At 43.2% G+C, this 26,531-nt stretch carries 24 protein-coding genes and 1 other RNA gene; 19 read left to right on the forward strand and 6 right to left on the reverse strand.

Annotation, left to right across the window (positions count from 1 at the left end; all coding sequences use genetic code 11):
- Window positions 1-628: 628 nt before the first annotated feature.
- The 10 genes from N8M93_RS19170 (at window position 629) to eno (ending at window position 11,053) form a co-directional block, all read left to right on the forward strand.
- Window positions 629-1,156, forward strand: a complete 528-nt coding sequence (locus N8M93_RS19170) for an AEC family transporter (RefSeq protein WP_261134241.1) — start codon at window positions 629-631, stop codon at window positions 1,154-1,156.
- 23 nt (window positions 1,157-1,179) lie between these two features.
- Window positions 1,180-1,533 (forward strand): AEC family transporter, encoded by a 354-nt coding sequence (locus N8M93_RS19175; RefSeq protein WP_396125716.1) that lies wholly within the window; start codon window positions 1,180-1,182, stop codon window positions 1,531-1,533.
- 92 nt (window positions 1,534-1,625) lie between these two features.
- A complete protein-coding gene (rpoN, locus tag N8M93_RS19180; protein ID WP_261134242.1) occupies window positions 1,626-2,963 on the forward strand; it encodes an RNA polymerase factor sigma-54 in 1,338 nt (445 codons plus the stop codon).
- 237 nt (window positions 2,964-3,200) lie between these two features.
- A complete protein-coding gene (locus N8M93_RS19185; protein WP_261134305.1) occupies window positions 3,201-3,443 on the forward strand; it encodes a glutaredoxin family protein in 243 nt (80 codons plus the stop codon).
- A gap of 136 nt (window positions 3,444-3,579) precedes the next feature.
- The gene (locus tag N8M93_RS19190) at window positions 3,580-4,602 is read left to right on the forward strand and encodes a sugar-binding transcriptional regulator (RefSeq protein ID WP_261134243.1); all 1,023 of its coding nucleotides are present in this window, start codon (window positions 3,580-3,582) and stop codon (window positions 4,600-4,602) included.
- 177 nt (window positions 4,603-4,779) lie between these two features.
- On the forward strand, window positions 4,780-5,787 hold the full coding sequence (gap, locus tag N8M93_RS19195) for a type I glyceraldehyde-3-phosphate dehydrogenase (RefSeq protein WP_261134244.1): 1,008 nt from the start codon (window positions 4,780-4,782) through the stop codon (window positions 5,785-5,787).
- A gap of 217 nt (window positions 5,788-6,004) precedes the next feature.
- On the forward strand, window positions 6,005-7,189 hold the full coding sequence (locus N8M93_RS19200; RefSeq protein WP_261134245.1) for a phosphoglycerate kinase: 1,185 nt from the start codon (window positions 6,005-6,007) through the stop codon (window positions 7,187-7,189).
- 238 nt (window positions 7,190-7,427) lie between these two features.
- A complete protein-coding gene (gene tpiA / locus N8M93_RS19205) occupies window positions 7,428-8,189 on the forward strand; it encodes a triose-phosphate isomerase (RefSeq protein WP_261134246.1) in 762 nt (253 codons plus the stop codon).
- Complete coding sequence (gpmI, locus tag N8M93_RS19210) at window positions 8,182-9,717, forward strand: 2,3-bisphosphoglycerate-independent phosphoglycerate mutase (protein ID WP_261134247.1); 1,536 nt, start codon at window positions 8,182-8,184, stop codon at window positions 9,715-9,717. Before tpiA ends, gpmI begins: the two co-directional genes overlap by 8 nt.
- Window positions 9,718-9,763: 46 nt before the next feature.
- Complete coding sequence (gene eno, locus N8M93_RS19215) at window positions 9,764-11,053, forward strand: phosphopyruvate hydratase (RefSeq protein ID WP_261134248.1); 1,290 nt, start codon at window positions 9,764-9,766, stop codon at window positions 11,051-11,053.
- Between the two features lie 218 nt (window positions 11,054-11,271).
- Here eno and N8M93_RS19220 read toward each other — a convergent pair whose 3' ends face one another.
- Window positions 11,272-11,445, reverse strand: a complete 174-nt coding sequence (locus N8M93_RS19220) for a hypothetical protein (protein WP_261134249.1) — start codon at window positions 11,443-11,445, stop codon at window positions 11,272-11,274.
- A 115-nt stretch (window positions 11,446-11,560) separates the two neighbouring features.
- Here N8M93_RS19220 and uvsE point away from each other — a divergent pair, with 115 nt between their 5' ends.
- The 7 genes from uvsE to ssrA all read left to right on the forward strand — a co-directional run bounded on the left by uvsE (window position 11,561) and on the right by ssrA (window position 18,305).
- The gene (gene uvsE / locus N8M93_RS19225; protein WP_261134250.1) at window positions 11,561-12,526 is read left to right on the forward strand and encodes a UV DNA damage repair endonuclease UvsE; all 966 of its coding nucleotides are present in this window, start codon (window positions 11,561-11,563) and stop codon (window positions 12,524-12,526) included.
- Between the two features lie 230 nt (window positions 12,527-12,756).
- The gene (gene secG, locus N8M93_RS19230; RefSeq protein ID WP_396125734.1) at window positions 12,757-12,972 is read left to right on the forward strand and encodes a preprotein translocase subunit SecG; all 216 of its coding nucleotides are present in this window, start codon (window positions 12,757-12,759) and stop codon (window positions 12,970-12,972) included.
- 447 nt (window positions 12,973-13,419) lie between these two features.
- A complete protein-coding gene (locus N8M93_RS19235; RefSeq protein ID WP_261134251.1) occupies window positions 13,420-14,145 on the forward strand; it encodes a carboxylesterase in 726 nt (241 codons plus the stop codon).
- A complete protein-coding gene (locus N8M93_RS19240; protein WP_261134252.1) occupies window positions 14,142-14,888 on the forward strand; it encodes a carboxylesterase in 747 nt (248 codons plus the stop codon). The genes N8M93_RS19235 and N8M93_RS19240 overlap by 4 nt, the downstream gene beginning before the upstream one ends.
- 62 nt (window positions 14,889-14,950) lie before the next feature.
- On the forward strand, window positions 14,951-17,260 hold the full coding sequence (gene rnr / locus N8M93_RS19245) for a ribonuclease R (protein ID WP_261134253.1): 2,310 nt from the start codon (window positions 14,951-14,953) through the stop codon (window positions 17,258-17,260).
- A 122-nt stretch (window positions 17,261-17,382) separates the two neighbouring features.
- A complete protein-coding gene (gene smpB / locus N8M93_RS19250; protein WP_261134254.1) occupies window positions 17,383-17,850 on the forward strand; it encodes an SsrA-binding protein SmpB in 468 nt (155 codons plus the stop codon).
- A 118-nt stretch (window positions 17,851-17,968) separates the two neighbouring features.
- Window positions 17,969-18,305, forward strand: a transfer-messenger RNA (tmRNA) gene (gene ssrA / locus N8M93_RS19255).
- A 472-nt stretch (window positions 18,306-18,777) separates the two neighbouring features.
- On the opposite strand, the gene N8M93_RS19260 is transcribed toward ssrA, so the two are convergent.
- The gene (locus N8M93_RS19260) at window positions 18,778-19,185 is read right to left on the reverse strand and encodes an LAGLIDADG family homing endonuclease (RefSeq protein ID WP_261134255.1); all 408 of its coding nucleotides are present in this window, start codon (window positions 19,183-19,185) and stop codon (window positions 18,778-18,780) included.
- Window positions 19,186-19,395: 210 nt separating this feature from the next.
- Window positions 19,396-20,670 carry an OFA family MFS transporter gene (locus N8M93_RS19265; RefSeq protein ID WP_261134256.1) on the reverse strand — a complete coding sequence of 425 codons (1,275 nt, stop codon included), beginning with the start codon at window positions 20,668-20,670 and terminating at the stop codon, window positions 19,396-19,398.
- A gap of 448 nt (window positions 20,671-21,118) precedes the next feature.
- On the opposite strand from N8M93_RS19265, the gene N8M93_RS19270 reads away from it, so the two are divergent.
- Complete coding sequence (locus N8M93_RS19270) at window positions 21,119-22,399, forward strand: SGNH/GDSL hydrolase family protein (protein WP_261134257.1); 1,281 nt, start codon at window positions 21,119-21,121, stop codon at window positions 22,397-22,399.
- Between the two features lie 478 nt (window positions 22,400-22,877).
- Here N8M93_RS19270 and N8M93_RS19275 read toward each other — a convergent pair whose 3' ends face one another.
- The 3 genes from N8M93_RS19275 to N8M93_RS19285 form a co-directional block, all read right to left on the reverse strand.
- Window positions 22,878-23,339: a universal stress protein gene (locus N8M93_RS19275; protein WP_261134258.1), complete on the reverse strand. Its 462-nt coding sequence runs from the start codon at window positions 23,337-23,339 to the stop codon at window positions 22,878-22,880.
- 242 nt (window positions 23,340-23,581) lie between these two features.
- The gene (locus N8M93_RS19280) at window positions 23,582-23,761 is read right to left on the reverse strand and encodes a small acid-soluble spore protein H (protein ID WP_221566833.1); all 180 of its coding nucleotides are present in this window, start codon (window positions 23,759-23,761) and stop codon (window positions 23,582-23,584) included.
- A 67-nt stretch (window positions 23,762-23,828) separates the two neighbouring features.
- The gene (locus N8M93_RS19285; RefSeq protein ID WP_261134259.1) at window positions 23,829-25,313 is read right to left on the reverse strand and encodes an alkaline phosphatase family protein; all 1,485 of its coding nucleotides are present in this window, start codon (window positions 25,311-25,313) and stop codon (window positions 23,829-23,831) included.
- 381 nt (window positions 25,314-25,694) lie between these two features.
- Between N8M93_RS19285 and N8M93_RS19290 the strand changes: the two genes are divergently transcribed.
- A complete protein-coding gene (locus tag N8M93_RS19290) occupies window positions 25,695-26,432 on the forward strand; it encodes an endonuclease/exonuclease/phosphatase family protein (protein WP_261134260.1) in 738 nt (245 codons plus the stop codon).
- Window positions 26,433-26,531 lie beyond the last annotated feature (99 nt).

Raw genomic sequence — 26,531 nt, forward strand, 5'->3', positions numbered from 1 at the left:
TATTCATAATTAATTCCCCGTTCTCTCCATTTGTTTTGATTATAACGGGTTTTCTGATTGAATTAACACAAAAAATCCCGAATAGTGGACTTTTTTATAAGTGTCCATTATTCGGGATACAGTTCAATCTTTTAGTTAAGAGCCTTCCTTTTTAAAGAATCAACCTTCGCACAAGGCTAGGCTTTGCCAAGTTTTTTTAAGTTAACGGACACCAGAGCCGTTATTTGGGACAAAATCGCTGTTCCTGAAACGCTAACGGACACCACAGCCGTTATTTGTGAACAAAGCAGCTGAATTTATTGGATATACCCAAAATAAGGTCCCTGGTGTCCGTTAAGTTTGTAAAGTTCCATTAATTTGGTTAAATAAGGTCTTCTGTGTCCGTTAGTGGTAAGTGAAATGTGTGGAGGTAAAACATTGGTTGCTATCCTTATGATTTGGCCCATACAGAGCAGGTCTTTTGGTTTGAGACTCCTCTTCAGTTTTCAATGACTTATGTGACTAATCGGGTTGCTTCAGTGTTTCATTCGCCCACGGAAAGCGGGTATATTTCCACGCCATCCAAGGAATTGAGAAAACAACAATCTTTACTAAAAAAAGCCTAAAATAAATTAGTCAGGTGAAAGTCATGTTCTTATTCGATTTGCTTAATATCGTTTTCCCCGTATTTTTCATTATATTGATCGGCTTTATCGTCGGAAGATATCTAGGAGTAAACCCGAAACCAGTCTCTGATCTATGTATCTATGTTTTCAGCCCCGCCCTGTTCTTTTATTCGGTGACCACTTCATCCCTGGATTTTTCTGATTTAGGGAAAATCGCCCTGTTCGGCGTCACTCTGTTTGTTTTATTTGCAGGTTTGATGAATGTCATCAGTTTTTTCTTCAAATGGGCTCCTTCTTATAAAAATGCGATGATGCTTGCAAGTGCTTTCCCGAATGCAGGGAATTATGGACTTCCGATCCTCATGTTCGCTTTTGGTGAAAAAGGTGTCACAATCGGTATCATTTTTGCGGTCATCCAATCTTTACTTATGAATTCTGCAGGGGTTTATTACGCTTCGAGAAATGAAGAGACCGGTTTTGGACAAGCCTTTTCAAACATTTTTAAAATGCCTGCATTTGTAGCAATCCTATTGGCTATCTTTTTAAATTAGCGGGTATCCAGGTTCCGGCGGCTTTGGCTAACCCGGTTGAACTATTAGGGAACGCGGCCATACCGGCTTTATTGACCTTACTAGGAATCAACCTTTCAAACATCAATGTAAAGAGTGCGATGTCATTCATCAGCATTGCAACTACTTTCAAACTGATCGTCTATCCGGCGATTGCTTTTTTGATCATCGGATTTTTTTATCCGTTAGATTCACTTTGGGCAAAAGTACTCATCCTTTCGTCTGCCACCCCGACAGCGGCGACGACTACTTTACTTGCGACAAAATTCGAGCTGAAATCGGAGTATGTCTCAAGTGCGATGTTTGTCAGCACAGTAACCAGCTTAGCCACAATTTCATTTTTATTATTCATGATTTAACGTTCCAAGCTCCCTCTTTCAGCTATTTTGAAAATATTTCAAGGTGCTAAAGCGCATACATTTTTGATAAGATGTTGGTAGGAGGGATTGTTATGGAGTTAGGTTTATATCAAACACAATCGATGAAACTTGTCATGACGCAAGAGTTACGACAAGCGATAACGATTTTACAATATCCTACACTCGAACTTTCTCAATTTTTACATCAACAGGCAATGGAAAATCCTTTGATCGATCTGCAGGAAAAACAACCAGTGGATGTCAAAAGTGAACGAACTTCTACGACTGAAAGCGATCAGGATTCCTGGTTTTATGATGAAGATAATGATTTCAATCCAGTCAATTTCATCAAATCAGAAGATGATTCTTTACAGTTGCATCTTCTAGAGCAATTGGCCTGGGTTGAATTGACTGATGAAGATAAAGCGATCGCAGAATATATGATTTATTGTTTAGATGAGAACGGGTATCTTGACTGCAGTTTAGGGTGTCTACAGGAAGAGCTCGATGTACCGATTGAAAAAATCGAAATCATTCTGAAGCGAATTCAACAGCTCGAACCGATCGGTGTTGGAGCAAGATCATTGTCTGAATGTCTGATGCTGCAGTTGAAAGCGACGGATTGTGACAAGCCTGTAGTAGAAGAGATCATCAAGCACCACCTTGATGCATTTGCGGATAAGAAGTTTTCCTATCTATCCAAAACGCTGAACATCACGATGAAAGACTTGAAGGAAGTAGAAGATTTCATTCGTTCGTTGAATCCGAGGCCGTGTTCCGGATTTGAAAAAGACCGGCCTGAATGGGTCGAGCCTGAATTCTTCATTGAACAGGATAAGCTGGGGGATCTTTATGTAAGGATGAATGAAGAGCTTGTTCCTGAAGTTTCGTTGAATGAGCGGTATTTCCGGATCTTGAAGCAGCACGGTGAAGCGAAGTCCTACCTTGAAAACCAACTGCAAAAATTCGAATGGCTGAAGCGGAGTCTTGACCAGCGTAGGCAAACGCTCCAAAATCTTGGGGAATACTTGCTGCAAGCACAACGGGCTTTCTTCGAGAATGGATATGAGGCACTTCGACCAATGACGTTGAAGGAAGTCGCAATGCAAATCGATGTCCATGAATCGACGATCAGCAGAGCAGTGAAAAACAAAACGATCCAAACGCCTAAAGGAACAATCCCACTGAAATCTTTGTTCACTTCAAAGTTGGATAAGACAAATCAAATGGAAGATACTTCATCAGCGCAGGTGAAAATACAAATTCAGCGTATGGTGGATGCTGAACCGAAGCACAAGCCTCTTTCTGATCAGAAAATCGCCAACTCTCTTAAAGAAGAAGGGATCGACATATCGAGGCGGACGGTAGCAAAATACCGTGAAGAACTGAGAATCCCATCATCATCGAAACGAAAAAGCATCGTCGTATAACGGTGGAAATGTCGTGGTTCCATCGTTTTCAGCTTATTTTAGTTAGGAATTTGGATCTGAACTATTCACATTTAAATTAGAGGACAACTGTTCCGTTATTTGTGAAAAATAGAGCTGATTTTCTATAGATATCATCGAATAAGATCTCTGGTGTCCGACAAATTTTGTTCCAAAACGTGTGGGGCAATAAAAGATAAACTGATTTGTTTTATATGGTAAAAAGGAGCAAAAATCATGTTGACTGTCCGATTTTATACGAAAACAAATTGTCCATTGTGCGATAAAGCACTCTTGATCCTTGAAGAATTACAGGAAGAAATCGATTTTACCATAGAAGAGCGGGACATTTATACAAATGATCAATGGTTAGAGGCTTATGGGGTGATGATTCCAGTCGTACAAGTGAATGGAGAAGATCTTCAATACGGTATCATCGACCAAAATGATTTAAGAAAACGCTTACTTACATTTTTCGAGTGATTTTTGTTGAAACCATTTGAAGGACTTGCTAATATAATAAGTGTATTAGCAAGTCGTATTTTTTTTACACTTATTGGGACATAATACGACTAACCGGGACAATAACAGTCCCGACCCTGATTAAAGGGGAGTTGCGATGGAACCGTTAATTGATTTACAAAGAAAATTATTACCTGACTTGCTCGATGTTATGCAAAACCGATACAGGATCCTTCAAAATGTACGGTATATGCAACCGGTCGGCAGAAGAAGTCTAGCAGCGAATTTACAACAGACCGAGCGAGTTCTTCGTGCGGAAGTGGAGTTTTTGAATAAGCAAGAACTTTTGAAGATTTCTACTTCAGGTATGACTTTGACTGATGAAGGTAATCATATTCTTCTAGAACTTGAAAACATAATGAAGCAAGTTTCAGGACTTCATGTTTTAGAAGGACAATTACAGGAAAAATTAAAGTTGGCAGAAGTCATCATCGTTCCAGGGGACAGCGATCGGGAATCCTGGGTGAAAAAAGAGATGGGGAAAGCAGCGATCAAGCGGCTTTTACCACTTTTAAAAAACCAGAAGACGATTGCAGTGACTGGAGGAACGACGCTGGCAGCAGTTGCAGACATGATGACGCCGCTTTCAAAGAAGCGGCAGCCAATGATCGTACCAGCTCGAGGCGGTCTCGGTGAACGAGTAGAAAATCAAGCCAATACGATTTGCGCTACGATGGCTAAAAAAGCAAACGGAGAATACCGATTGCTTCATGTCCCCGATCAATTAAGCAATGAATCTTATCAAAGTTTAATTGGAGAGCCAGGTGTTAAAGATGTACTGGAGGAGATCCGGTCAGCGGAAATCGTCATCCATGGGATCGGAGAAGCGAAAACGATGGCTGAACGAAGGAATTCTTCCTCTGAAGTTTATCAGCAGATTGTAGAACACCAGGCTGTTGCTGAAGCGTTCGGATACTATTTCGACAAAGACGGCAACATCGTCCACAAGGTGAAAACAGTCGGCCTACAGCTCGACGATCTTACAAACGACAAGACGATATTTGCTGTAGCAGGCGGCAGCAGTAAAGCCAGCGCAATCGCAGCATATATGAAACGCGGCCCCAACCAGATCCTCATCACAGATGAAGGCGCCGCAAAACAACTGATCGAATTCGATTAAGTGCTATAAGTGTTTCCGTGCCAGGCACCGAAGCAAAACCCTTTCATAGCAAGGCTTTCAAAATGGTGCCAGGCACCGTTCAGGAAGCTAGAATTACCAAGGGGTTTGAAACGGTGCCAGGCACTTATCAAATATATACTTTCAATTTATTTATTAAATCCAAGGAGGAGTTTTATAATGGCTACAAAGATTGGTATCAATGGTTTTGGACGTATTGGACGTAACGTATTCCGTGCAGCATTGAAGAACAATGACGTTGAGGTAGTAGCAGTCAATGACCTTACAGATGCTGAGATGCTTGCTCATCTATTACAATACGACACTGTTCATGGAACACTAGATGCTAAAGTAGAAGTTAACGGTGAAAATCTTGTCGTAGATGGAAAAGAGGTAAAAGTTCTTTCTGAGCGTGATCCTGCTCAACTAGGTTGGGGAGATCTTGGCGTAGAAATCGTTGTTGAATCGACTGGTCGTTTCACACAACGTGACGATGCAGCAAAACACCTTGAAGCAGGAGCAAAAAAAGTCATCATTTCTGCTCCAGCGAAGAACGAAGACATCACAGTTGTTCTCGGTGTTAACGAAGATAAGTATGATGCAGCAAGCCACAATGTCATCTCAAACGCATCTTGTACGACAAACTGCCTTGCACCACTTGCTAAAGTATTGAACGACAAGTTCGGCATCAAGCGTGGAATGATGACAACAGTCCACTCTTACACGAACGACCAGCAAATCCTTGATCTTCCGCACAAAGACTATCGTCGTGCGCGTGCGGCAAGTGAAAACATCATTCCGACTACAACAGGTGCAGCAAAAGCCGTATCTCTTGTACTTCCAGAGCTTGAAGGCAAACTGAATGGTATGGCAATGCGTGTACCTACACCAAACGTATCATTAGTCGATCTTGTAGCTGAGCTTGATAAAGATGTAACTGTCGAAGAAGTGAATGCAGCATTTAAAGAAGCTGCGGAGTCTAACTTGAAAGGTATTCTTGGATACAGCGAAGAGCCTCTAGTATCTCGTGACTACAACGGAAGCCCGGATTCTTCTACAATCGATGCGCTTTCTACAATGGTCATGGAAGGCAACATGGTAAAAGCAATTTCCTGGTACGACAATGAGAGCGGATATTCTCACCGTGTTGTTGATCTTGCAGCGTTCATCGCTTCTAAAGGACTTTAATAGAAAAATTAAGAAGCCACAGGCTTTTTAAACAAACAGTTTTTCAATAGGAAAAAACTGTACCATTTTCATAAGTTTATATAGAATGTGGGGGAGGGGTAATTTTACTCCTCTTTTCACATGTACTTAGGGGAAGTTAACAATTAAGCCGGAGTTAAAAGCAGAAGTTCAACAATTAAATGAAGGATTTATTAAAACGAAGGAGGCTTTTCCGTATATGCAAAAACAGTCTTTGCGTGATGTGAATGTTGAAGGGAAGAGAGTTTTCTGTCGCGTTGACTTCAACGTGCCGATGAAGGATGGAGAAGTGAATGACGAAACTCGAATCCGTGCGGCATTACCGACAATCCAACACTTAGTAGAAAACGGAGCAAAAGTCATTCTAGCAAGTCATCTTGGACGTCCGAAGGGACAAGTCGTTGAAGAATTGCGTCTTGATCCTGTCGCAAAACGTCTAAGTGATCTCTTGAACCAGACCGTTACAAAAACCGATCAAGTTTATGGTGAAGAAGTCGACCAAGCAATCTCTAACCTGAGCAATGGAGAAGTCTTACTGATTGAAAACGTTCGTTTTGAACCTGGTGAAGAAAAGAACGATCCAGAGCTAGCGAAGGCATTCGCTGCTATGGCTGACGTGTATGTAAATGATGCATTTGGAGCTGCTCACCGCGCACACGCATCAACCGAAGGTATCGCTCATCATCTTCCAGGGGTCTCAGGACTTTTAATGGAAAAAGAACTTGATGTTCTCGGAAAAGCACTTTCAACTCCAGAACGTCCATTTACAGCCGTAATTGGCGGCGCAAAAGTCAAAGATAAAATCGGGGTTATCGATAATCTTTTAGATAAAGTGGACAACCTGATCATCGGGGGCGGACTGGCGTATACGTTTGTAAAAGCGCTCGGGTATGACGTCGGGAAGTCTCTTTTAGAAGAGGATAAAATCGACCTGGCAAAATCATTCATGGAAAAAGCGGAGCAAAAAGGCGTAAAGATGTATCTACCGAAAGATGTCGTCGTTGCAGATGATTTTTCTAGAGATGCCAATACGAAAGTCGTCTCGATTGATGAAATCCCTTCAGATTGGGAAGCACTAGATATTGGACCAGGTACTCGTGATGAGTACAGAACCGTGATCGAAGGCTCGAAACTTGTAATATGGAATGGTCCTATGGGGGTATTCGAATTTGATGCCTTTGCGAACGGTACGATGACAATCGCGAAAGCATTAGCCGACGCGAAAGATACGTACAGTGTCATCGGTGGCGGTGATTCAGCGGCAGCAGTCGAAAAATTCGACCTCGCAGATGCAATGGATCACATCTCTACCGGTGGAGGTGCCTCTCTGGAGTTTATGGAAGGAAAGGTTTTACCGGGCGTCGCTGCGTTAAAAGATAAGTAAATAGACAAATGATTATCGTCGAATTTCGTCGTTACTCGGTTTCTCCGGTCCTCACGTATTAGTGACATACGCTCCGGTCCTTGAAACCTTCGTGCCTCGAACTTCTTGATACTAATTTGTCTATGAAGTTGAAAGTAACAGATCACAAATCATCGTCCCTAGAAATCTTGCCCGCGGAATCTTGAAAACAACAATGTAGAACAACATACTTAAATTAATGAAAGGTGGTCCTTAAAGGATGCGTAAACCGATCATCGCAGGAAACTGGAAAATGCATAAAACATTAGAAGAATCCAAGAGCTTTGTAAAAGAGATATCAGGTCTTGTGCCAGATGAATCGAAAATTGACTCAGTCATTTGTGCGCCTGCACTCTTTTTGAACGCTCTAGTGAATGAAACTGCTGAAACAAAGCTGCATATCGGAGCACAGAACATGCATTTTGAAGAAAGCGGAGCATTCACAGGTGAAATCAGCCCGGCAGCATTGAAAGATTTGAATGTCGAGTATGTCATTCTAGGACACTCTGAGCGTCGTGAAATGTTCGCCGAAACGAATAGCTCTGTCAACAAGAAAGTACACGCGGCCTTTAAGCATGACCTTGTACCGATCGTTTGTGTCGGTGAAACATTAGAGCAACGTGAGAACAATGAAACGAAACCTCATGTAAAAACACAGGTAGAGCAAGCCTTAAGCGGTCTTTCTGAAGAACAAGTCGCTAAGACGGTCATCGCCTATGAGCCGATCTGGGCGATTGGAACAGGAAAATCAGCGACTGCTGAGGATGCCAATGAGGTATGTGCATATATCCGCAGTGTGATTACTGATAAATTTTCAAAAGAGATCGCGGAGCAAGTGCGTATCCAATACGGCGGAAGTGTGAAGCCGGAAACGATTGATGAATTGATGAGCCAATCAGACATCGATGGTGCGCTTGTCGGTGGGGCTAGCTTGAAGCCTCAGTCTTTCTTACAGTTGTTGGAGGTTGTAAATAATGGCTAAAAAACCAGTCGCACTCATCATTCTTGATGGGTTTGCGTTACGGGATGAAACAAAAGGGAATGCGGTCGCCCAGGCGGAAAAACCGAACTTCGATCGCTATTGGAATGAGTTTCCCCACTCGCAGTTGCAGGCTTGTGGCGAAGCGGTCGGCCTTCCTGTAGGTCAGATGGGGAACTCTGAGGTCGGCCACTTGAACATCGGAGCTGGCCGGATCGTCTATCAAAGCTTGACTCGGGTCAATCTCTCGATTAAAGAAGGGGAGTTTTATGAAAAGCAAACCTTCCTTGATGCGATGGACCATGTGAAAAAGAAAGATTCTGCGCTTCATATTTTCGGATTGCTTTCAGATGGCGGAATCCATAGTCACATCGATCATCTTTATGCGCTATTGAAGCTGGCTGCAAAAGAAAATGTCGAAAAAGTTTATGTTCATGGATTTCTGGATGGCCGGGATGTTGGACCGCAAACTGCGAAGACCTACATCAAGGCGCTTCAGGAAAAAATGGCTGAATATGGCGTCGGGGAAATTGCGACGTTATCTGGACGTTATTATTCGATGGACCGGGATAAGCGCTGGGATCGTGTAGAACGTTCTTATCGCGCGATGACCTACGGTGATGGCCCATCGTATCACGATCCGATTGAAGTTGTCGATGACTCTTATGCCAACGATATCCATGATGAATTCGTCCTGCCATCAGTGATAACGAAGGAAGACGGTTCTCCGGTTGCGACGATCGAAGATGATGACGCGATCATTTTCTTCAACTTCCGTCCTGACCGCGCAATTCAGATTTCACAGGTCTTTACGAACGAAGATTTCCGTGGATTTGACCGTGGTGAAAAACTGCCGAAGGATCTCCATTTCGTCTGTCTGACTCATTTCAGTGAAACAGTGGATGGGGAGGTCGCCTTCAAACCGACGAACCTCGACAACACGCTGGGTGAAGTTTTAGCACAACAGGATTATAAACAGCTACGGATTGCTGAAACCGAAAAGTATCCGCACGTCACGTTCTTTTTCAGTGGCGGACGGGAGAACGAATTCCCTGGCGAAGAGAGGATTCTCATCGATTCACCGAAAGTTGCGACGTATGACTTGAAACCGGAAATGAGCGCTTATGAAGTGACGGATGCGCTGCTTGAAGAACTGAATGCGGACAAACATGATGTGATCATTTTGAACTTCGCGAATCCGGACATGGTCGGTCATTCCGGTATGCTTGAGCCTACCATCAAAGCAATCGAAACAGTGGATGAATGCCTTGGTAAAATCGTTGACTTGATTTTAGAAAAAGATGGGGCGGCAATCATAACGGCTGACCACGGAAACTCAGATGAAGTCATCACGGTAGATGATAAACCGATGACAGCTCATACGACGAACCCTGTACCGGTCATCGTCACGAAAAAAGGTGTAGACCTTCGAGATGACGGAATTCTGGCGGACTTGTCGCCGACGGTGTTGGACCTGCTTGGCGGGAAGCAGCCGAAAGAGATGACAGGGAAAACCCTTATTAAGGAATAATCCGGATTTTAAAATAGTGTTATTAAAACTAAGGAGATGAAACGTTATGACATCAAATATCGTTAATATTTTTGCACGTGAAGTATTAGACTCCCGCGGTAATCCAACTGTAGAAGTTGAAGTTTGGTTAGAGTCAGGAGCACGTGGACGCGCGCTTGTGCCAAGTGGAGCTTCAACTGGTGAATACGAAGCAGTGGAGCTGCGTGACGGTGACAAAGACCGTTACCTTGGAAAAGGTGTTCTGAACGCAGTGAACAACGTCAACGAAATGATCGCGCCAGAACTTGTATTTTTCGACGCGCTTGATCAAGTGGCGATCGACAAGCAATTGCTTGAACTTGACGGAACAGAAAACAAAGGAAAGATCGGAGCGAACGCGATTCTAGGTGTATCTATGGCCGTTGCGCATGCTGCAGCTGATCACCTTGATGTTTCTCTTTACAACTACCTTGGTGGATTTAACGCAAAAACTCTTCCAACGCCAATGATGAACATCTTGAACGGTGGAGAGCATGCTGATAACAACGTAGATATCCAGGAATTCATGGTCATGCCTGTCGGGGCTGATTCGTTCCGTGAAGCACTTCGTGTCGGAGCAGAAATTTTCCACACGTTGAAGAAAGTATTGAAGGAAAAAGGCTTGAACACTGCAGTTGGTGATGAAGGTGGATTCGCGCCTAACCTCGCTTCAAACGAAGAAGCGATCTCTACGATCATTGAAGCAATCGAAAAAGCTGGTTACAAGCCGGATGAAGAAGTGAAGCTTGCATTAGACGTGGCATCTTCTGAGCTCTATAAAGATGGCAAGTACCACTTAGCTGGTGAAGGTGTAACGAGGACTTCCGAAGAAATGGTCGCATGGTACGAAGAGCTGACTGCCAAGTACCCGATCATCTCAATTGAAGACGGACTTGACGAAAACGATTGGGACGGTTGGGAGAAGCTGACTGCTGCAATCGGCGACAAAGTACAGCTCGTAGGTGACGACCTGTTCGTAACGAATACAGCGAAGCTTTCCGAAGGAATCACACGTAAAGTCGGTAACTCGATCTTGATCAAAGTGAACCAAATCGGTACGTTGACTGAGACGTTCGACGCGATTGAAATGGCGAAGCGTGCAGGATACACTGCAGTCATTTCCCATCGTTCTGGTGAAACAGAAGACAGCACGATTGCTGACCTCGCTGTTGCAACGAACGCTGGCCAAATCAAGACAGGTGCGCCATCCCGTACAGACCGTGTAGCGAAGTACAATCAACTTCTACGCATCGAAGACGAACTCGACTACACATCCATCTATGCAGGAAAAGACGCATTCTACAACATCAAAAAGTAAGTGTAGAGTAAAAGCAAATACTCTTCTTATACTGGAAGAACCCCGAACACCGCATCACAAGCGGCATTCGGGGTTCTTTTTATGGCACTGCGTGCCAGGCACGACAATTTCGCCTTACTTTCCCAAGGGTTCTCAGAAGGTGCCTGGCACCGAAATGGATCCCTTGTGCGGCAACGGATTAGAAATTGTACCTGGCACCGAGCAGCATCGAAGCGTCGCTACATGTCTTCGTTGTCTGCGTGTACGTCACTTCGCTCTAGCTCCATCCCATTGTCGGCCTGGTCAATGAGAAGGTCTAGTGGTTGGAAGGCATCACTTTGAACCGTGAATCCTGGGTTCATATTCGTTGCAGTTGGAAGCTCTTTCTCGCGATTTCGGTTTTTTCTTTGCATCGCATAAACACCTCCATGATTTTAATATGCTTGTCGCATAGTGAAAATATGTTACTCATCATTTTCCAAACCTTTTGACATACTACATGTTAACTGATTGAACGGAGGATTTCAGATGACAGTTGTTCGCCTAGGTTATGTAGCGATGAGCCTCAAGGTTAAAAATGCATCGCCATCTCAGACCATGACCATAAAAAATTTCTCGCAAATTGAAAACCGCAATGCTGCGATGTTGAAGCTGGAACGGATTACGCGTTCCAATCTCCAGAATACGTTAAGGATCCTCCGGCACAATGCCGCCTATGATATCAAGTTTTACCGGATGACCTCGAGATTGGTGCCGCTTGCTACATTCGAAGAACTTCCTGATTGGGATTACATGACGGCAATTGAAGAGAATCTTGACGAAGTCGGGAACTTTGTAGCGGAAAAAGAAATGCGGGTCGATTTCCACCCTGATCATTTTGTATTGATCAACTCACCGAAAAAAGATGTCCTTAAAATGACAGTGAAAACCTTGATGCTGCACAAGAGACTTCTAGAGGGAATGGGAATTCTTCCGAGACATCGATGTGTTCTTCATGTCGGAGGGGTTTATGGAGATCGGGAGCTTGCCCTGGAACGATTTATCCAAAACTGGATGCTCGTACCGACCTCCATTCAGGAGATGATCATATTAGAAAATGACGATAAATCATTTCATTTGAATGATACCCTGTACCTGTGTGAAAAGTTAGGTGTTCCGTTGGTATTCGATTATCATCATCACCTGGCGCATCATGAAAACAAACATTGGGAGGAAGAGTGGGAGAGAATCGTAAACACATGGTCAGAGTCACATCTCCCCATAAAAATGCACATTTCCAGTCCAAAGAACGAAAAACAATTCAGAGCACATAATGATTATATTGATGTCGAGATGTTCATGGATTTCCTCAACGAAATCAAAGGTAGTGTCGATCAGATTGATTGCATGATCGAAGCAAAGAAAAAAGACGAAGCCCTCTTTAAACTCATGGAGGATCTTAAACAACACAACAACATTGAGATCATCGACGGCGCAAGCTTCAAGATCAAATAAACGTGCACAATCAGGCGTGCCTGGCACCAAATGAGAGTCCTTGCGCCTCAAGGGATTTGGAACGGTGCCTGGCACCAAATGAGAGTCCTTGCGCCTCAAGGGATTCAAAATGGTGCCAGGCACCGTCCGAATCTTCCTGTGCGATTTTTGTTGAATTTTCCATCTTCGTTGTGATACATTTATAGTACTGGATTGTGTCGTTGGAGGTGGATGAATTGGAAACATTCTTAATGGTTTTATTGATTATTGATGCGCTTGCAATTATAACTGTCGTATTACTTCAGTCTGGTAAGAGTGCTGGATTATCCGGTGCGATCACTGGTGGAGCAGAGCAACTTTTCGGTAAGCAAAAAGCTCGCGGTATCGATGCTGTGTTCCAAAAGTTGACGATCGTACTCGCGGTATTATTCTTCGTTCTTACGATCTTGTTAGCATACGTATATTAATTTGTTTGCTAGAACAGCAAGTGTAAAAGCTTGCTGTTTTATTTATTTACTTAAAGTTCAGGTGCACAAGCTGGCGGCTTCGGAAGCAATACACCGCACGAAGGAAAAGTAGCAATTTCTTTTTCGAGGAACGAATGGCTCAGCCAAAGTCTAAGTTGGCTATGTATGAGAAAAATAAGGCTGTGAAAAAATAAATTCATATGACAAGACTTGCCCGAAATCACGGCTGTAGTGTCCGTATGAAGGGTTCATACGACAAGTCTGCTCCCAAAACACAGTTTAAATGTCCGTATGAAGAGTTCATACGGCACATATTACCCAAAAATACAGCTCAAGTGTCCGTATAAAATAAATCTTTGGGATATTTCCTCTATCGGATTACGTTACATACGTTTTAATGATTCTTTCAAGGGGCAAACTATAAGAAAGAAATGAAGGAGCACAAGCATGATTGGATGTCTTTGTCTGCATGGTTTTACCGGAAGTCCTTATGAGGTTGAGCCGCTCGTCCATTTTATAAAAGAAAATACCAATTGGCTTGTCGTTTCACCAACTTTTCCGGGACATGATACGGTTGATGGAAGGATGGAACGCGTCACATATCAAGACTGGATCCAGACAGCAGAAAAAGAACTCCGTGAAATGCAAAAGACATGCGACAAAATCTACGTGGTCGGTTTTTCAATGGGGGGAATCATCGCAGGATACCTGGCCGCATCAAATAAAATCGATCGGCTGGTCCTATTAAGTGCGGCTGCTCATTACGTCAGTTTCTCACGCTTAGCGCAGGACATCAAGCATATGCTCCAGGATCTTTTCAAAGGCAATATCAAGGAAAACGAAATGTTCCAGCGATATGTGCGGAAGTTCAAAGGGACTCCGTTATCGATGACCTTCCAATTTCGAAGTCTGATCCGTTCCTTGCGTCCATACCTGAAAAAAGTGAACACCCCAACACTCATCATACAGGGGGAATGTGACGGTGTGGTCCCGAAAAAAAGTGCGCAATATATCTACAACACCATTCGCAGTAAAAATAAAGAAATCATATACTTACCGGAATCAAAACATATCATCTGCCATGATATTGAACAGGAAGACGTCATTAGACACGTCTATCGATTTCTTACAGACACAGAAAGAGATGAAGCAAAAGGAGAGGTAACTTCATGAAAATCGTTTCACCAAAACCATTTTACTTTGAAGGGGGAGACCGTGGAGTTTTACTGTTGCACGGTTTTACAGGAAATTCAGCAGATGTGCGTATGCTCGGCCGTTATCTGCAAAAAGAGGGCTATTCCTGTCTGGCTCCGCAATACAAAGGACACGGCGTCCCACCGGAGGAACTCGTCCACACCGGTCCGGATGATTGGTGGCAAGATGTCGAGAAAGCCTACAACGAACTGAAGGACAAAGGATTTGAAGAGATTGCAGTAGCAGGTCTTTCGCTTGGTGGTGTCTTTTCACTGAAACTCGGCTACACATCTACGATCAAAGGAATTGTACCCATGTGTGCGCCCATGTATATAAAAAGCGAAGAAACGATGTATCAAGGCGTTCTTGATTACGCAAAAGAATACAAAAAATATGAGGGAAAGTCGGATGATCAGATTGAAAAAGAAATGGAGGAGTTCAAAAAGACACCGATGAACACCCTCAAAGCGCTCCAAGAATTGATTGCCGATGTCCGCGATAATATCGATATGATTTACACACCGACATTCGTGGTACAGGCGAGGCATGATGAGATGATCAATACAGATAGTGCCAATATCATCTATGATTCCATCGAATCTGACCAAAAAGACTTGAAATGGTACGAGGAATCCGGTCATGTCATCACACTCGACAAGGAAAAAGAACAACTTCATGAGGATGTTCTCAATTTCCTTAATTCATTAGACTGGTCCAACTAAGTCTATTAAAGGTCCTATAACTGTAAAACATACAGCTCAAAACGAAGGAGGGAAAGAAGCAAATGGATCAAGAAAGAATTTTAGCATTTATGAAAGAAGAAGCGTATAAACCGCTGACTGTGCAAGAACTTGAGCAAGAGCTCAACTTGGATGATGCGGATGAATTTAAAGAACTTGTAATTACATTGAACGAGATGGAAGAAAACGGGGACATTGTGCGGACCCGGAGCAACCGTTATGGTGTACCGGAACGCATGAACCTCATCAAAGGAAAACTCCAGGGACACGCGAAAGGATTTGCTTTCCTATTACCCGAACAAAAAGGGGAGAAGGATGTCTTTATTCCACCATCCGAGTTAAATGGAGCAATGAGCGGGGATACTGTCCTTGTGAGGATATCTTCCCGCCCTGGGGATTCAAAACCTGAAGGGACCGTCATACGGATCATCGAACGCGGCGTAACTGAGGTGGTCGGGACGTTCATCGATAGTAAAAGCTTTGGGTTTGTCGAAGCTGATGACAAGAGGATTCCGAATGACATCTTCATTCCGAAAGAGGCAATCAACAATGCTGTCGATGGCCATAAGGTCCTTGTAAAAATAACAAGCTATCCAGAGGAACGGTCAAGTGCGACAGGTGAAATCATCGAGATTTTAGGGCACAAGAATGATCCTGGTGTCGATATCCTGTCAATCATTTATAAACACGGGCTTCCAAGGGATTTCCCTAACGAGGCATTGGAACACGCAAACTCCGTGCCTGACGAAATCGATGTAGCCGATCTCACTGACCGCCGGGATTTACGAGATGAAACCATCGTTACGATTGACGGTGCAGACGCAAAAGACCTCGATGATGCCGTCAATGTCGTCAAACTCGACAACGGAAATTACAAGCTCGGGGTTCATATTGCAGATGTCAGCCATTACGTGACAGAAGGTTCGCCGATCGATCAGGAAGCGCTTGATCGTGGGACATCCGTCTATCTGGTTGACCGTGTCATCCCAATGATTCCGCATCGACTTTCAAACGGAATCTGCAGTTTGAATCCGAAGGTCGACCGTCTCACTTTATCATGTGAAATGGAAATCACATCGAACGGGGAAGTCGTCAATCATGAGATCTTCCAGAGCGTGATTCGCACAAATGAACGAATGACCTATACAGATGTTCGTAAAATCCTATTGCGTGAAGACGATGAGGTTCTAGAACGTTATAAAGAACTTGTCCCATTTTTCGATTTGATGGGTGAGCTTGCGAAAATCCTTCGTAAAAAACGTTTTGATCGCGGTGCCATCGATTTTGATTTCAGTGAAGCACGAGTGCTGGTCGATGAAGAATCGAAGCCTGTCGACGTCGTCCTTCGTGACCGGACAGTCGCTGAAAAACTGATCGAGGAATTCATGCTGGCAGCGAACGAAACCGTAGCGGAACACTTCCATTGGATGAACGTTCCATTCATGTATCGGATCCACGAAGATCCAGATGAAGAAAAGCTGACAAACTTCCTTGAGTTCATCACAAATTTTGGCTACGTGGTCCGTGGATCTGCGAATTCCATCCACCCGCGTGCACTTCAGCAGATTTTAGAAGAAGTACAAGGTGAACCGGAAGAAGCCGTTATCAGCAAGGTCATGCTCCGTTCGATGAAACAAGCACGATATGAACCGGAAAATCACGGGCACTATGGATTGTCCACTGAGTTCTATACGCACTTCACATCGCCGATTCGTCGTTATCCTGACTTGATCGTCCACCGTCTGATCCGGACTTATCTGATTGAAGGAAAGACAGACGGAAAAACGGTCAGCCACTGGAAAGAGGAGCTTCCGGAAATCGCTCAGCATGCTTCAGAACGTGAACGTCGTGCGGTCGATGCGGAACGTGAAACCGATGACCTGAAAAAAGCGGAATTCATGCAAGATAAAATCGGTGAGGAATTCGAAGGTGTCATCAGCGGTGTGACGAACTTCGGATTGTTCGTCGAATTGCCGAACACGATTGAAGGTCTGGTACATGTCAGCTATCTGACTGATGATTACTATCATTTCAACGAACAGCAATATGCGATGATCGGTGAACGCACCGGAAAAGTGTTCCGGATCGGGGATGAGCTTCAAATAAGAGTGCTGGCTGTCAACGTGGAAGAACGTGCGATCGACTTTGAAATCGTCGGCATGAAAGCACCGGTTCAACGAAAACGCCGGGATCGTGCTCGTGTGATCTCGAGCGGCGGCAAGAGCCCTACAAAAGAGAAAAAGCGGAATGACAAAGGGCAAAACGGCGGCGGATCCCGTAAAAAGAAAGGCAACAAACCTTTTTATAAAGATGTATCAAAAAAGAAAAAAGGGAAAAAGAAAAAGCGTCGTTAGACAGGTTGAACCTCATTCAAAAGCTGGATGAGGTTCTGCTTTTCAACAGACCCGTATCCTTGACTTTTCCTGACCAAAGTTGATAAAATGTATCATGCAGTTTGAAAGGGGAAAACGAAGTTATGGCACGGCACGAAGGAAATCTGATCGCACAAAATAAAAAAGCAAGACACGATTATACCATTGAAGATACGTTTGAAGCTGGTCTCGTTCTTCAGGGTACGGAGATCAAGGCGATCCGTGGAAGAAGAGTGAACCTGAAAGATTCTTTCGCACGTGTCCAGAATGGTGAGGTTTTTCTGCACAACATGCACATCAGCCATTATGAACAAGGAAACCGCTATAACCATGATCCTTTACGGACACGCAAACTGCTTTTACACAAAAAAGAAATCAGCAAGCTGATCGGTGTTTCGAAAGAATCCGGGTATGCGCTCGTACCGTTGAAGCTTTACATCAAAAACGGTTTTGCGAAGCTTTTGCTCGGAGTCGGAAAAGGGAAGAAGAAATACGATAAGCGTGAAGATTTGAAACGCAAGACAGCAAAACGCGAAATCGAGAAAGCTTTCCGTGAACGCCAGAAGATGTAAGTTGTTTCCATTAACAACGTACGTTCGATATGTTATAATAAAAGTTGTCGCCAGTTAGATGAAGTTCTATTTAATTTTGAAAGCAACTTCCAGTAACACTCATTCTATATGGGGACGTTACGGATTCGACAGGGATAGGTCGAGCTTAAGTTGCGAGCCGAGGGGGTCGGCCTCGTAAAAACGCCAACGCCTATAACTGGCAAAGAAAACAACAACTTCGCAGTAGCTGCGTAACAGTAGCTTTGCGGTTCCTCCCTGCATCGCCCATGTGCTAGGGTAAGGGACTCAACTTAAGTGGGCTACGCCGGATTCCACCGCCTGAGGATGAAGGAAGAGACCAACCAGGCTAGCCACACGGAAGCCTGTCGATAGGCTGAAGTGCTGGCGAAATGCCAATATATCGACTACGCTCGTAGAAGCTTAAGTGCCGATATTTCTGGACGTGGGTTCGATTAGGAAATAGTCGCCTTTTGTGGCAACACAAAAGTGATAATCCGGCTTAATCGATGAAACCTAAGTCGCATAAAATTAAATTTAATTTCAAAATCAACAAATGAGAACCGAGAAGTTCGAGGCACGACGGTTTTGAGGACCAGAGCGTATTCAAATACGTGAGGACCGGAAAAACCGAGTAACGTGGAAATTCGAATGTTATCATTTGGTTTGTTTTGAACATCCATAAATGCGATAGGGCAATATCGAGCGGTATGTGGAGCAATCCAACAGCCGTGTATCGACTCATAGGCTGCCTTCAGGGTAGTACTAGGATACGGAATCCTTGCTTGTACTCAAGCAAAAATTACATTTCGTATAATACGCCGGAGGACCTGATCAACAGGTTCAAGATATAGTCAGTGCCATGACGAAAGCATGGAACAGCATGTCCCACCGTCTCCACCATACATAACTATGGTGGTTTTTATTTGCTTAAAATACAAAGAAATCTTTTTCGAATTTAATTTTTTTGATTAATAATTCTTTGTTATACTTTCCATTCCTTGGCGTAACATCATCATAATTTTCTAAGATCCATATTGCGCGCAGTTTTTTCTTTTTGATTCTCAGGTAGGGTGTAATGTTTTGTAAGACATAAAACACATCTTTCTTTTTCTTAATATTAAGAGTAAATGAGTCTTTATGTATACCGGGGTTGTAATTCTTTTTCTTAGTAATACTACCATTTATTAGTGTCTTTATATAATCGAGTAATTCTTTATCAGTCGAGGGTATAGTGACACATGGTCGACGATGCTCTTTTTCATGCATCCTTGTTAAAGTTATACTTCCTTCGCCATCAATTATGCCGGCTAAATAGACTGCTTCCCAATTCTTCATAATATCCCCCCTGAAATAAGAACATTCGTTCTATCCATATTATACCATGATTAATAAAAAAGTATTAGAATAGTAAAAACCCCCGGATAGGACCTTTTCAAAGTCAATGATCCGGGGGTTTTTATTCATTTAAAGAACTTTCTTCATTATAAGCGCAACTAAAGCTCAGCCTGCACCAACGGCTTGGCTTTGCTAAGTTTTCTGTATGGATCAGTAATTGACTGCTTCTCCTTCTTTTTGTTCCTCGTGTACAGTTTTTTCGATCTTTCTGATGTCTTTTTTCATCAGGATCGAGAAGACCAGGGCAATGAGAATCAGCCCGAGGAACACGTAAAATACAGGGGTATAGCTATCCGTTCTTTCCCTGATCTGCGTCACGAGCATCGGACCGAATACGCCTCCTAGAGACCATGTCGTCAACAAGTACCCATGGATTGCACCAAGTTGTTTAGTTCCAAACAGATCACCGATGAAAGCGGGCAGATTAGAGAAACCTCCGCCATAACAACTGACCACCAGTAAAATGAACAGCTGGAATAACAGGACATTTGTCGTAAATGGAAGCGTGAAAAACGCAACAGTCTGGATCAAGAAAAAGATCAAGAACACATTCGGACGGCCGATATAGTCCGAGGCTGTGGCCCAGGCAAGTCTGCCTCCACCATTGAAAATTCCCATGATTCCCACCATCATCGCTGCTGCCCCTGCTGATAATCCGACTACTTCCTGAGCCATAGGCGAAGCGACAGAAATCATCATGATACCGGCTGTCGTATTGATCAGCATCATTGTCCAAAGCAGCCAAAAACGCTTTGTTTTGACAGCTTCTTTAGAAGTCAATTGCTGCAAGTCTTTTTTGAAGACTTTTTTCCCTGAAGCGATATCTTTTTTCATAGATGAAGGCATCCAACCTTCAGGAGGAGGGGCAATGTATAAGGCACCTAACAAAATGAAGACGAAATAAGCAGCACCTATGATATAAAACGTATTCGTAATACCGACGCTGTTCATCAAGTTTGCTGCAATAGGTGCTGTGATGAGCGCACCAGTTCCGAAGCCGAGTACAGCTAGCCCAGTTGCTAAACCTCTTCGGTCAGGGAACCATTTGACGAGCGTCGAGACAGGTGAGATATAACCGATTCCAAGGCCAAGACCGCTTGCCACTCCATATGTAAATAAGAAAAATGGCAATGAATCAATGATGAGTGCGATGCCGGAACCGGCTTGTCCTAATCCGAATAAGATGCCGGCTAGGATCGCTGATTTTCTTGGACCGTTCTTTTCAACAAATTTTCCGAAAAGGGCTGCTGACGATCCAGCAAGCGCCATCATGATGGTAAACGCGACTGTAACTTCTGTCGGTGACCAACCCATTTTCTCACTGATCGGTGTCGTATATACGCTGTAAGCATATGCGCCCCCGATGGAAAGATGGATGGAAATGGCTGATAAAGCAATCAACCACCTGTTTTTCGATGTGTTCATGTTGTTCCTCCTCTATGTCTTGATCTTGTAAGCGTTAACACACACAATACATGGGACGGAATAAAAAATCAAACAATTTAAAATAGTTAAAAAACAAAAACGAATCACTCATAGTTTAAATGATGATAAGGTCTTGGGCAGTTTTTCACCTTAACCTTCCATTCACTTCTTATAGTTGTGACATACCTCACTAACAAACCTGGAGAAAAGGAAACCATACAGAGAGTCCTAGAGAATAGCTTCTACAATATAAAAGTGTGATAATATATGGCCATTTGGAAAGCAGATAATGAAAGGCAAAAAGTCCTGAATTGAATCTGTTTAGTTTCTAAGATATGGATAAACCTATATCAATCTTCCTTATTATTGAAAATGAACATTTTAATACCTTTTTTTATGGTAAAGTTTATTTGTTGAAAAATTTTGTAAATTAAAGGAGGGTATTATTATGTTACGCATGAAAATGTTCATTTTTATCGTTTTAGCAAGTTTGCTTCTCGGTATTACGACAGTATTTGCGAATCCTACTAATTCTTCCTTAGCACATAATGACGACACGAATACCATTAACAAACCCCTGAATCACCAAAGTTGGAAAGGAGCATGGGCTGCGAGTCCACAGCCACCTTATGAAACTGGTATTTCTCAAGAGGGTTTTGAAAATCAAACGGTCAGGATGATCATCCATCCACATGCTTCTGGGGAGGAAGTTCGTCTTCGCTTTTCGAATGTATTCGGTTCAGAGTCTTTGACGTTCGGAAATGTAAGTATTGCGCTTTCAGAAAATGAAGCTGCCACAGTACCCGAATCAAATGCTCCCGTTACTTTCTCAGGGGAGAGAAGTATTACGATCCCACCTGGTGCGGAAGTGATTAGTGACCCATTGGATTTTGAAGTGGAAGATGACCAAAATCTCGCAGTCAGTGTGTACATACCAGAAGCGAGTGGTCCGACGACGTGGCATAATCTTTCGAGACAAACATCTTATATCTCAGAGAGCGGTGATTATACAGAGGCAGAAGAGGGAGTTGCTTTTACTGATTCAGATGTTTCCTGGTTTTGGCTCTCTGGAGTAGATGTGCTGACGAAAAAGAATGATGGTCGGGTTATTGTCACATTGGGGGATTCCATTACCGATGGCCATAGTTCGACGATTGATGCGAACCTGCGCTGGCCGGATATTCTGGATGATCGTCTCGATGAGAAATATCATAATAAGAATTACTCGGTACTGAATGCGGGCATTTCCGGGAATAAGATTTTAAGGGATTCACCTGTTTATGGTGTGAATGCCCTGGCACGGCTTAATCGAGATGTATTGTCCCAAACAGGTGCAACCGATGTGATTTTACTTGAAGGAATCAATGATATCGGTCATCTCCCTCATACCCTTGATTCTGAAAAAATCATCGCTGGTATGGATCAAATTGCAGCTCAAGCACACGCGAAGGGTTTACGGATCTATGCAGGGACAATACTGCCATTTAGAGACACTACGATTAAAAATTACTTTATTGAAGAGGGAGAAATCGTAAGGCAAGAAGTGAATGAATGGATTCGTACAAGTGGGGTTTTTGACGGTGTCATCGACTTTGACATGGTGATGCAGGATCCGGAAAATCCACAAAAGCTTCGGCCGGAATATGATGCAGGAGATCATTTACATCCCAATGATGCAGGATACAAAGCGATGGCTGATGCAATCGATCTAGCTTTATTTCGCCATTAAAATAAACTTGAGGCTGGTCTCATAAGTGTCTGACACTTTTCTTTGAGCTCAGCCTCACTTTTTTGTAAGAAGATTATTTCGCAAATGTTGTTGCTCTTGCACTTAAAGAAACCATAAAATACTTTCTTCAGTATAAGGGCAACTAAGGCTCGACCTACAAAAGGCTTGGTCTCGCTAAAGTTTTCTTTAAAAGTCGTTGACCGGATGCTCGCTTTCCGCGGGGCGTGCGGTGAGCCCACTCGTCGCCTTGCTACCACAGGAGTCTCCTTTGCAAGGAAGCATTTGTGCTCCTGCGTCTACAAGAAAGTCCTGTCGAAGCGAGCTTCCTCGTCGCATGCCTTGCGAGGAGATTATTCAGGTAGTAGGCACGCTGATCCCGCAGAAGTCCCGCACCTTGCTCTCCAATCAACTTGCACAAGGTGAGTTATAAAAATGACTCAAAAGCAACACTCTTTTAGAAAAGGGAATTGCAAGAAGATCATTTCGCTACAAGTACAGAGCAGTCTGCCTCAGATACGACTTTCTGACTGACGCTGCCAAGCACCCATTTTTTCAGCCCGCTTAAGCCACGGCTTCCAATCACGATCAAATCAACCTGCTTGTCTGATGCATACTCACAGATTGCTCTCGCCGGTTCTCCTGCAAGCAATTCGATTTTCACATTATTATAAAAAGGTTCCGTATATTCTTTCGCTTCTCTCAATACTTTTTCGTTCCGTTCCACACTTGTGTCGACTTCTCTCATGCTATCGCGTAAGATCGCCGTATTATCTCCACTTAGTGTATGGCCAACACCGTACGGGGCAAGGGCTAAATCTTCGTCAACATAAACAAGAGTCAAGTCACCGTCTGCCATCTTTGCGATCTCGGCACCGGTTTTTATTGCTTTCTTACTACCATCAGAACCATCAATCGGAATCAGGATATTTTTGTAAATCATGTTCATCCTCCTTTCATCCCTGTAAGCTTCTTTCAACGACATAATCCAGGAATTGCGGGACACGGGGGTACAGTGTGTAAACATGAGGTCTTTTGACGTACATCCTGTCTTCTTTTAAAGTTACATGATGATTCTCCTCCTTTAGTATTATTATAGTACCCTCTGTATTTTCTTTCAAACTTCACCTGGATACTGGAAAATAGCGGAAATAAAAACCCCCACCATCGAGTGGAGGTTTAGACTTATTGCTCCATTAAGCTGTCAACAGGAACACTTTCTTTGCTGTTCGGATTATCAAGTGGATGGATCGTAGCTGTTCCATTCGATTGGTCCACGTGTTCGATGTAAACATTCTGCCCATTGTAGGTCACCTCAACCATCTCGGGGGATGAAGTGATTTCTTGTGCGCGGCGAGCGTCCATTGTGTCACCTCCTTTAGATATCAACAGTACTACTATGTGTTTTGAACATTTGGGATATACGTCTACGTCACCCTTTCGAGATCAGTGATAAAACCCATTCTTTCAGATCTACCGTCCGTAATTGGCTTGGACTGGAACTCGTCCCTGTAACAATCATCGGAATGTAGGAGTCCTGTGCATGCAAACCGCCATGGCTAGCTCCTCCTACATGGGTCGGAGAGCTTTCCCCTTTGAATTCATAACCTGGTTTCACGCTTGCAATAAGGTAATCGCCTTCATGGGAATTCAGACTACTATGGATTCGGGCGAGTGCATCAGGATAGTCCCCGTACTCAAGGTCGTTTTCTTCTTTGGAAATGTCGAGTAATCCAAGATCTCCTTCAACTGACCATGTTTGCCCGTATTCATCTGTGTAATCCCCTTCAGGATGGAATTTCAGCTGTCCTTTTTGAACACCCGATCTCACTTCGATCCAGTTTTCAGCTTTCCAGGCAATCATGTCGATCCGTTCATCTTTTTCAAGAAGAGGAACGAGGTCGGAGATTGGAAGTTTATTTGGATCAAGCGTATAAATGAAGGTCATTCTTTCATTCACACCAAGGACAACTTGATCATCCGGTAAGACACCTTTTTTCAACTTCATCACTTCATAATCTTGAAAAGTCTGTTGCAAATCAACGAGAGCTTCTTGTTTATCAGCATCAATCCATGCTTGGCCATTGTCACCAAGTATGATCCAATTGCATTTATCTAGGGCATCATTCCATGAGTCAAACGAATTCAATACCTTCTGCAATTGTCGATCCACTTTTTCAATTCCTTTTGTATACATTCGTCCATGCTTATGAATCCATTTGTCCAAATCTGGTAAATATACGATTGTAAATGGTGGTAGCTTGTCCTTTTTTATCAAATGGATCAGCTCCTGGGAAGAAAATGTGTTATTGAAACCGAACCTTTGCCAAAAATGCTGATGCTGTGTTGATGGTATGTATTTAGAGAACCTTCCATACGTGAATCCATCTGGAGCTTTGACAGCCATTTCTGACTTCATTCCTGTCAGCCATTTCATAAGCGTCGGGAACGTATAATAATGGTCCTTTTTCCCTCTGAAGATAAGTGCATTGATTGATGTGGAAGTCTGTTCTTGATCACCCAATTCCTCATGAATGGTACGGACCTGTTGACTGATGTGTTTATTGTTCATATTGAAAAATAGATCTTCAAGCGACTGATGAAGTCCGAGCTTAAGGGATTCTTGAAATGAACTTCCATAGTTGATGAGCCGGTTTTCTTGCTTGTTGAACCATACTAACCCTGGAAGCTGGTGCTTATCGGGATAGGTTCCGGTCAACAAAGTGGTATCTACAGTGACGGACATGGTTGGAAAGGGACAGACAAGCTTAGGGAAGTACTGACCCTTATCCATTAAAAATTTGAACGCAGGTGCCTGGTTGTTTTCAAGTGCTTTTTGTAACGTTTCATCCATTAATGTATCAACCATGATCATGATCACAGGTTTTCCTTGGGATTTTTCAGGTATTCTCGACATTGGTTACCATCCTTTATTGTTCTATTGTTGATTGAAGCGAAATACACGACACTCCTGTAGCCAAGTGACCAAGGCAAGAGCGCGAAGCCATGTTTTTTGGTAACGGACATCAGAGCCGTTTTTTTCTCAAAATCCTATGGTTATGATCAGAATTCCTGAAATAAGGTCCCTGGTGTCCGTTAAGTTTGAGGAATTTCCTTATTTTGGCCGAATAAGGTCTCCTGTGTCCGTTAAAAGGGTTGGGACAACTTGGTTTCAGCAAGGATAAAGCGTGGCAAGTGGTTCACCCGCGGATAGGACGCAAAAATTAACCAAGTTATGCATATCGTTCTTATTCTCTCTAAATAAATGGATTTAATAAGCTGAAATGGGGGACTTTCTGTGGAATTGAAAATAATGACCTTTAATATCCGTCATGGCAAAGGAACAGATCAGAAACTTGATTTACAACGAATCATTAAAGTGTTGATGGATTCTGATGCAGACATTATCGGTCTTAATGAAGTGGATAAGCAGTTTTCGAAAAGAAGCGAATTCATGGATCAGGCAGAGTCGATTGCGGGTGCGCTTGAAATGGCGTATGTTTTCGGCCCTGCAATTACAATGAAATCTGGAGGAAATGGTGAATGCCGACAATATGGAAGTGCGATTCTGACACGGTTTCCCATTTTGAAATCGACAAATCATCCATTCGACTTCTTGCCAGGGATCATAGAAGATCGCGCTTTATTGGAAGTCTTGATTGAGATTGAATCAAAAACTGTGGCTGTTTATACGACCCATTTAAGTCTTGCACCTTTTCTGCACGGAAAACAAACTGACTTCATCATTGACCATGTAAAGAAAAAGAATATACCTGCAATCATTATGGGTGATTGGAACATGAAGCCTTATTCAAGCAGCTGGCGATCAGTGACAGAGCAGTTGAATGATACGTGGGTCGAACAGCATGGCGATAAAGAGAGAGGTTACACCTACCCTTCGAAAAAGCCACGGATGAAACTGGATTATATTTTTACGAATGAATTTTTCAAGGTAGAAGATGCGAAGGTGATCAAAGCAAATAAGGAAGCATCCGATCATTTGCCATTATTAACGACATTGAAATTCAACGAATGATTTGTCAGTTTTCGACAAAATAATTGACTTTTTCTATACATTTAAAGAAAGTATTAAATATTTTCTTTAAAATAAGCGCAGCCTGCGCCAAAGGCCTGA

Origin of the sequence: Bacillus sp. Marseille-Q3570 (assembly GCF_946151055.1) — a bacterium.
GTDB lineage: Bacteria > Bacillota > Bacilli > Bacillales > Fictibacillaceae > Pseudalkalibacillus.